Origin of the sequence: Intestinimonas sp. UBA1698, assembly GCF_002320075.1 — a bacterium.
GTDB classification, from domain to species: domain Bacteria; phylum Bacillota; class Clostridia; order Oscillospirales; family Oscillospiraceae; genus Intestinimonas; species Intestinimonas massiliensis.
On sequence record NZ_DCJO01000011.1, the window covers coordinates 1 to 5239 of the forward strand.

Below are 5239 nucleotides of genomic sequence, written 5' to 3' on the forward strand. Positions count from 1 at the left end.
GTCAGTCATGGAGATGAGTCACCGATCTAAGGTGTTTCAGAAGATCTTTGACGACACCCAGGCCAAGTTCCGCCAGCTCTTCTGCGTGCCGGAGGGGTACAAGATCCTCTTCCTCCAGGGCGGCGCGTCCAGCCAGTTCTCCGCGGCTCCCCTGAACCTGATCGGCCGGACCGGCAAGGCCGACTACGCCGTCACCGGCAACTTCTCCAACATCGCCTATAAGGAGGCCAAAAAGTACGGCGCCATCCGTCTGGCCGCCTCCTCCGAGGACCGCAACCACACCTATATCCCCACCCAGGACCAGCTCCAGTTGGACCCCGAGGCGTCCTATTTCTACTACTGCGCCAACAACACCATCTACGGCACCGAGTGGCAGTACGTCCCCGACACCGGGTCCGTCCCCATTGTATGCGACATGTCCTCGGACATTCTCTCCCGCCCGGTGGATGTAAGCAAATACGGCGTCATCTTCGCCGGCGCGCAGAAGAACATGGCCCCCGCCGGCCTGACGGTGGTCATCATTCGGGAGAATCTGGCCGGCCACGAGTTGCCCTACACCCCCCTGATGATGAACTACAAGACCATGATCGACAAGGACTCCATGTATAACACGCCCCCCTGCTGGTGCATCTACATGCTGGGCCTGGTGCTGGACTGGCTGGAGGCCCAGGGTGGCGTGCCCGGCATGGAGGCCATTAAGCACAAGAAGGCCCAGATGCTCTACGACGTGCTGGACCGCTCCAAGCTCTTCACCTGCGCCGCCGAGGCCGGCTCCCGCTCCGACATGAACGTGACCTTCCGCTCGGTGAGCGAGGAGCTCAACGGCAAGTTCGTCCAGGAGGCCGCCGCCGCCGGCTTCACCAACCTGAAGGGCCACCGCAACGTGGGCGGCATGCGCGCGAGCATCTACAACGCCATGCCCACCGAGGGCATTGAGAAGCTCTGCGACTTCATCCAGGACTTTGACAAAAAGAATTAAATCGGGCCGCCGGGAGGCGGTCCCGTTCCGATGAAATGGGAGGTAACGAGAGATGTTTCGCATCAAAACCCTCAATAAAATTTCCCCGGCCGGCCTGTCCGTGCTGGATAAAAGCCGTTTCACCGTCTCCGACGACGCGGAAAACGAGGACGGCATTCTGGTCCGCTCCGCGGACATGCAGGACTACCCCTTTCCCGAGAATCTGCGCGCCATCGCCCGGGCGGGCGCCGGCACCAACAACATCCCCATCGCCCGCTGCTCCGAGGCGGGTATCGTGGTGTTCAACACCCCCGGCGCCAACGCCAACGCGGTGAAGGAGCTGACGGTGTGTGCCCTGCTGCTGGCCTCCCGCGACGTGGTGGGCGGCGCCGACTGGGTAAAGCTCCAGGCGGGCTCCGGGGCCGACGTGGCCGCCGCCGTGGAGAAGGGCAAGAGCCAGTTCGTGGGCCCCGAGCTCATGGGGAAGACCCTGGGCGTCATCGGCCTGGGCGCCATCGGCGTACAGGTGGCCAACATCGCCACCAAGCTTGGCATGACCGTGTACGGCTACGACCCCTTCCTGTCGGTGGACGCGGCGCTGTCCCTGTCCCGGTTCGTCCACCGGGCCATGGACCTGGAGACCATTTACAAAAACTGCGACTACATCACCCTTCACGTGCCCCAGACCCCCGAGACCCGCGGCATGATCAACACCGACGCCATCAACATGATGAAGGGCCATGTGCGCATCCTCAACCTGGCCCGGGGCGGTCTGGTCAACGACGACGACATGCTGGCGGCTCTGGAGACCGGCCGGGTGGCGGCCTACGTCACCGACTTCCCCAACAACAAGATCGTCCAGGGCAAGCGGGTGGTGGCCATTCCCCACCTGGGCGCCTCCTCCCCCGAGAGCGAGGAGAATTGCGCCGTCATGGCGGCCCAGGAGTTGAAGGACTATCTGGAGAACGGCAACATCCGCAACGCGGTGAACCTGCCCAACCTGGTCCAGGACTGGAGCGGCGAGACCCGGCTGTGCATCATCCACCGCAACGTGCCCAACATGCTGGCCTCCGTCACCACGGTCCTCTCCCGGGAGCATGTGAACGTGGAGAATATGACCAACAAATCCCGTGGAGAATACGCCTATACCATCGTGGACGTGAGCGCCCGGGTGGGCGACGCGGTGGCCAACGAGCTTCGGGCCATCGACGGCATCCTGCGGGTCCGCGTTCTGAATCACTGATGGAAAAAGGAGGCGCTTCCATGACCATCCATGAGACCGCCTGGATCGCCCCGGGCGCCCACGTCTCCGGCGATGTGACCATCGGCCCCGGCTGCGGCGTGTGGTACAACGCGGTCATCCGGGGGGATGAGTGCCCCATCTCCATCGGGGCGCGCAGCAACCTTCAGGACTGCGGCGTCATCCACGGCTCGGCGGGCTGCACCGTGGCCATCGGGGACGACGTGAGCATCGGCCACGGGGCCATCGTTCACGGCTGCACCGTGGAGGACGGCGCCATGATCGGTATGGGGGCCGTGGTCCTCAACGGGGCCCGGGTGGGCAAAGGGGCTCTGGTGGCCGCCGGAGCCCTGGTGCCCGAGGGCATGGAGATTCCGGCCGGCATGGTGGCCATGGGCAACCCGGCCAAGGTCCGCCGCCCTCTGCGAGACGCGGAGCGGGCGTACCTGCTCCACGCCGCCGCGGAGTATGCGGCCCTGGCCCAGAACAACCGCAGCAAAGACTAGGATGAGGCGCGGACGAATGTCCGCGCCTCATCTTTTACAGCTCTTTTTTCCCGTAAATCTGCAGGGAAACAGCGTAGGATACCATCAGGGCGGCCGCCGCCGCAACCGGCATCAGCAACGCCGCCGCCCCGGTCAGCCACGCGATGCCGGTCTCGGTGGCGGAGATCACCCCCATCAGGATCACCACACCCGCCGTGCCGACCCCCATGGCGATCATGAAAAAGATGCGGCTCTTCTGCGTCCCGAACCGAAAGATGAGGGGCAGCAGGATGGCGTTCAGGATACCGCCCGCGCAGACGGTGATCATAGACGCCTCCAGACACTCTCCCAGCGTACCGTCGCCGTGGATGCCAAAGGCGTACATACTCGCCTGAATGCCCGCGCACAGGGCCAGCCCGACCGCCAGCAACAGCACAGTGAAAAGGTATTTGGCCCCCACCACGCCCCGCCGTCCGGCGGGAGTCGCGGCCGCCAGCTTTTCCCACCCCGACTGCTCATCGTAGGCGAAGGTGTTGATGGGCAGCAGGATGAGCATCATCACCGCCAGGAACGATAGGAAGGAGACCCCGTCGTATACCCCCATCATGGACAGGAACGCAAACACGCCGAACATGAACAGGTAGCTGCGCCCCATGCTCTTGACAACGTAGAAATCCTTCCGGACCAATCCGCTCATGCCTCATCCCCCCTTACCGTAAACAGCATGATGTCCTCCAATGTCACCGGGTCCACCGTCAGGCCGGGATACCGGCGGACAAAGGTCCTCCGGTCCTTCACCAGCGCCTCGCAGCCGAACTGGCCCCGGCGGACGCCGGCCAGGCAGGCCGGGTCCACCCGCTCCAGGTCGCCGCGGCCGCACACCAGCCGCCCATAGGCCTCCAGCAGCTCGTCCTTGGCCCCCTGGACCGCCACCCGCCCCTTGTGGAGGTAGGTGATGTAGTCCGCCGCCTTCTCCAGGTCGCTGGTGATGTGGCTGGAGATCAGAACGGCGTGGTCCTCCTCCTGGATAAAATCCAGGAATTCGTCCAGAATCTCGTTACGCACCACCGGGTCCAGCCCTCCGGTGGCCTCGTCCAGCAGGAGCAGCTTGGGCCGGTGGCTCAGGGCGACGGCGATGCCCAGCTTCATTTTCATCCCCCGGGAGAATTCCTTGATCTTCTTGTCCCTGGGCAGGCCGAATTTGGCCAGATAGTGCTCGTACAGCGCCGGGTCCCAGGCCGCGTAGAGCCCGGCGAAGATCTTCCCCACCTGCGGGGCCCGGAGCACCTCGTGAAAGCTGCTCTCATCCAGCACCACGCCGATGTCCTCCTTGGCCTCCTCCGGAGCCCTGCCCAGCAGGGAGATCTCCCCGCCGTCGGGCCGCACCAGCCCCAGCAGGCACCGGATAACGGTGGATTTGCCCGCGCCGTTCTCGCCGATCAGGCCCAGGATGGTGCCGCCCGGCACCGTCAGGTCCACATGATCCAGCCGAAAGTCTCCGTAGTCCTTACACAGGCCCCTTACTTCAATGGCATTGTTCATGGTCACTCGTCTCCATATAGAATCGTCAATGTCTGTTCCAGCTCCTCCAGGGTGACGCCCCCGCCCTTGGCCAGATCCACCGCCTGGGACAGGTGCTCCTCCACCCTGCGCAGGGTCTCCTCCCGGACCAGCTCCAGGTCCCGGGCGGCCACAAAGCAGCCCTTTCCGGGAACGGTGGTGAGAAAGCCCTCCCGCTCCAGCTCCTCGTAGGCCCGCTTGGTGGTGATGACGGAAATGCGCAGGTCCTTGGCCAGCAGCCGCATCGAGGGAAGGGCCTCCCCCTCGCGCAGATCTCCCCGCAGAATGAGGCCCTTCATCTGCCGGGTGATCTGTTCGTAAATGGGCACGCCGCCGGAATTGCTGATAATGATGTCCATGTTCCACCTCGAGATGTGTTACTGTATATATCCAGCATGTACAGTATAAACGCAATGCCGCCCCTTGTCAATAGGGGCGGCATTTTTTGAGGCTGGTATCTTGGTCACCTGGTCTCCCGTTCCTCCAAAAACTCAACCAGCTTGGTCACCACCTGGCGGTCCGCGCCGGTCAGCACCCGGAGCTTGGCGATGAGGTCCTGCTCCGTTTGCGAAAGTATAACTGGCTTCTCTGGATAATCACTCAACCCGAGCAGATAATCCGCCGTCACATTAAAATAGATGGCAAGTTTTGCTGCAATATCACCCGGAATCTTGCTTACGCCTGTTACATAGTTGCTTAATGTACTTGGAGAAATGCCAATTTCGGAGGCAATCGCCTTTTGCTTTTTATCGCTGTCACTGATCAGCGCCTTTAGCCTTACATTGCTATCCATATCAATCACCCAGCGCCATTATTCTAAAATTTATGGCCCAGATGTTTAATATTCCAATATTTATATCAATTATTCCATTAATAAAAATAGTGCTTGATTTTATTCCATATTTTTGTTATTCTTTTATTGGGAGACCTTCCCAAAAAATCCCCTGTGCCCACAAACGGGGGATAAAGAAACCGGGCCCCGCCGATATGGCGGGG

At 62.0% G+C, this 5239-nt stretch carries 7 protein-coding genes; 3 read left to right on the plus strand and 4 right to left on the minus strand.

What is annotated here, in order from left to right:
• The 3 genes from serC to B3H64_RS02240 form a co-directional block, all read left to right on the plus strand.
• Positions 1–979, plus strand: a 979-nt coding sequence (gene serC / locus B3H64_RS02230) for a 3-phosphoserine/phosphohydroxythreonine transaminase (protein WP_286732593.1), incomplete at its 5' end; no start/stop codon positions are given.
• 52 nt (positions 980–1031) lie between these two features.
• On the plus strand, positions 1032–2201 hold the full coding sequence (locus B3H64_RS02235) for a phosphoglycerate dehydrogenase (RefSeq protein WP_286732596.1): 1170 nt from the start codon (positions 1032–1034) through the stop codon (positions 2199–2201).
• 20 nt (positions 2202–2221) lie between these two features.
• Complete coding sequence (locus tag B3H64_RS02240) at positions 2222–2704, plus strand: gamma carbonic anhydrase family protein (protein ID WP_094762525.1); 483 nt, start codon at positions 2222–2224, stop codon at positions 2702–2704.
• Between the two features lie 34 nt (positions 2705–2738).
• On the opposite strand, the gene B3H64_RS02245 is transcribed toward B3H64_RS02240, so the two are convergent.
• The 4 genes from B3H64_RS02245 to B3H64_RS02260 all read right to left on the minus strand — a co-directional run bounded on the left by B3H64_RS02245 (position 2739) and on the right by B3H64_RS02260 (position 5036).
• Positions 2739–3380: an ABC-2 transporter permease gene (locus tag B3H64_RS02245; protein WP_050619374.1), complete on the minus strand. Its 642-nt coding sequence runs from the start codon at positions 3378–3380 to the stop codon at positions 2739–2741.
• Positions 3377–4225, minus strand: coding sequence for an ABC transporter ATP-binding protein (locus tag B3H64_RS02250; RefSeq protein ID WP_050619375.1), 849 nt, complete (start codon positions 4223–4225; stop codon positions 3377–3379). The genes B3H64_RS02245 and B3H64_RS02250 overlap by 4 nt, the downstream gene beginning before the upstream one ends.
• A gap of 2 nt (positions 4226–4227) precedes the next feature.
• Positions 4228–4602, minus strand: coding sequence for a GntR family transcriptional regulator (locus B3H64_RS02255; protein WP_050619376.1), 375 nt, complete (start codon positions 4600–4602; stop codon positions 4228–4230).
• A gap of 104 nt (positions 4603–4706) precedes the next feature.
• On the minus strand, positions 4707–5036 hold the full coding sequence (locus tag B3H64_RS02260) for a helix-turn-helix domain-containing protein (RefSeq protein ID WP_050619377.1): 330 nt from the start codon (positions 5034–5036) through the stop codon (positions 4707–4709).
• Positions 5037–5239: the final 203 nt, after the last annotated feature.

Coding starts and splice junctions, on each gene's coding strand:
- B3H64_RS02255 (WP_050619376.1), bottom strand. CDS start 4,602: ATGGACATCATTATCAGCAATTCCGGCGGCGTGCCCATTTACGAACAG.
- B3H64_RS02250 (WP_050619375.1), bottom strand. CDS start 4,225: ATGAACAATGCCATTGAAGTAAGGGGCCTGTGTAAGGACTACGGAGAC.
- B3H64_RS02235 (WP_286732596.1), top strand. CDS start 1,032: ATGTTTCGCATCAAAACCCTCAATAAAATTTCCCCGGCCGGCCTGTCC.
- B3H64_RS02245 (WP_050619374.1), bottom strand. CDS start 3,380: ATGAGCGGATTGGTCCGGAAGGATTTCTACGTTGTCAAGAGCATGGGG.
- B3H64_RS02240 (WP_094762525.1), top strand. CDS start 2,222: ATGACCATCCATGAGACCGCCTGGATCGCCCCGGGCGCCCACGTCTCC.
- B3H64_RS02260 (WP_050619377.1), bottom strand. CDS start 5,036: ATGGATAGCAATGTAAGGCTAAAGGCGCTGATCAGTGACAGCGATAAA.